Source organism: Neisseria sp. P0021.S006 (assembly GCF_051956895.1).
The window spans coordinates 1-2,096 of record NZ_JBQCWZ010000173.1; the positions used below are offsets into that span (position 1 = coordinate 1).

The following is a 2,096-nucleotide window of genomic DNA, read 5'->3' on the forward strand; positions in this document are numbered from 1 at the left end:
CTGACAAAGCGTTGCCTGCCGATTGGCAAACATGGCGCAGTAAACTGCAAAACGCAGCCCTGCTTGAAAATATGAAAACTTTCTTTGATCAAAAGCTGCCTGAGCTTCAAGATGAAACGATTTCAGACGGCATCAATGAGACCATAGCAGGAAAAACCTTTGTATTAACAGGAACTTTACCCACGCTCAAACGCGACCAAGCCCAAGCCATGATTGAGGCTGCCGGCGGTAAAGTTTCTGGTAGCGTATCCAAAAAAACCGACTACGTTGTCGCCGGAGAAGCCGCAGGCAGTAAATTGGAAAAAGCCCAAACGTTGGGCGTGGTCGTATTGAGCGAAGAAGAATTACTGACGTTGCTAGGATAAGACAGTATCTATGACCAATCCTCCTTTTCAGACCGTCTGATACTTTATCATGTGGTATTATCATTACATACGACTACATCTTTACACTTTTTGGGGTATAAACCCACAGTTAAAATAGGATAATAATATGAAACCCATTAAAAAATGCGTCTTCCCCGTTGCCGGTATGGGCACCCGTTTCTTGCCTGCGACCAAAGCCAGCCCCAAAGAAATGCTGCCTATCGTAGACAAACCTCTGATTCAATATGCAGTTGAAGAAGCGGTTGAAGTCGGCTGTACTGAAATGGTGTTCATCACCGGCCGTAACAAACGCAGTATCGAAGACCACTTCGACAAAGCATACGAGTTGGAAACCGAATTGGAATTGCGTCAAAAAGACAAGCTGTTGGAGCACGTTCGCGATATCCTGCCTCCCAACATTACCTGCATGTACATCCGTCAAACTGAAGCATTGGGTTTGGGTCATGCCGTATTGTGCGCGCAGGCTGCCGTTGGTAATGAACCTTTTGCCGTTATTTTGGCAGACGATTTGATTGATGCGCCTAAAGGTGCATTGAAACAGATGGTTGATGTGTACAACCAAAGCGGTAACAGCATTTTGGGCGTTGAAACCGTCGACCCTTCCCAAACAGGCTCTTACGGTATCGTTGAAGTTGAAAAGCTAAAAAGCTATCAACGTATCACCAACATAGTTGAAAAACCCAAACCGGAAGAAGCGCCTTCCAACCTCGCAGTTGTCGGCCGCTACATCCTGACTCCGCGTATTTTTGACTTGTTGACCAACCTGCCCAGCGGCGCCGGTAACGAAATCCAACTGACAGACGGTATCGCCCGCCTGCTCGACCATGAGTTTGTGTTGGCTCATGCGTTTGATGGCAAACGCTACGACTGCGGCAGCAAATTGGGTTACCTTGAAGCAACCGTGGCTTATGGTTTGAAACACCCTGAAACTGGCGAACAATTCAAAGAATTGCTCAAACAATACGCTTAAGCCCAGCCATTATAAAAAGGCCGTCTGAAATTTCAGACGGCCTTTTTCTCACACTTATTTCTTCCAATATGCCGGAGTTAGCAAAATCAGAACGGTAAAAATCTCCAAACGTCCCAACAACATCACCGCCGTACACAGCCATTTCTGCACATCGCTCAGCACAGCATAATTATGTGACGGACCGACTGCCCCCAAACCCGGCCCTGCATTGGTAATACAGGCAATGACTGCCGTAAAGGCGGATAAAAAGTCCAAGCCTGCCGCCATCAGTAAAAAGCTGAATACGATGACCGTCATAAAGTAAATAAAGATGAACGACATGACGGTCAGCGCCATGCGATCCGGAATGGAACGGTTGTTGACCTTTACCGTACGAACCGCACGCGGGTGCAGCAAAATCAACATTTCGCGCAAGCTGAATTTGAATAACACCAACGCACGCACGTTTTTAATACCGCCCCCCATAGAGCCTGAACTTGCCAATACGTTCGACAGGAAAAACATCCACAGCGACACAATCAACGGCCATTGGGCAAAGTCTGCATTGGAGAAACCGCTTGCCAATCCGATGGACACAAAGTTGAAGCTGACAAAGCGCAAAGCTTCGCCAAGGCTTTGATAAACGTCCTGCTGCCATAAATACAATGCCGAAATCAAAATACTGCCCGACAAAACCAGCAGCATGGTGCGGCATTCTTCATCTTTCCAATACACCTGCAAGGAGCGGTTGCCCAGCGCAG

The 2,096-nt window shown here is 47.4% G+C and carries 3 protein-coding genes; 2 read left to right on the top strand and 1 reads right to left on the bottom strand.

What is annotated here, in order from left to right:
* On the top strand, nt 1-365 hold a 365-nt coding region (locus ACTHUM_RS12125; protein WP_440402973.1), incomplete at its 5' end, for a BRCT domain-containing protein.
* 127 nt (nt 366-492) lie between these two features.
* A complete protein-coding gene (gene galU / locus ACTHUM_RS12130; RefSeq protein WP_070461600.1) occupies nt 493-1,356 on the top strand; it encodes a UTP--glucose-1-phosphate uridylyltransferase GalU in 864 nt (287 codons plus the stop codon).
* Nucleotides 1,357-1,410: 54 nt separating this feature from the next.
* Here galU and ACTHUM_RS12135 read toward each other — a convergent pair.
* Nucleotides 1,411-2,096 (bottom strand): TrkH family potassium uptake protein (locus ACTHUM_RS12135; RefSeq protein WP_440402974.1); only part of this gene is annotated, 686 nt, incomplete at its 5' end.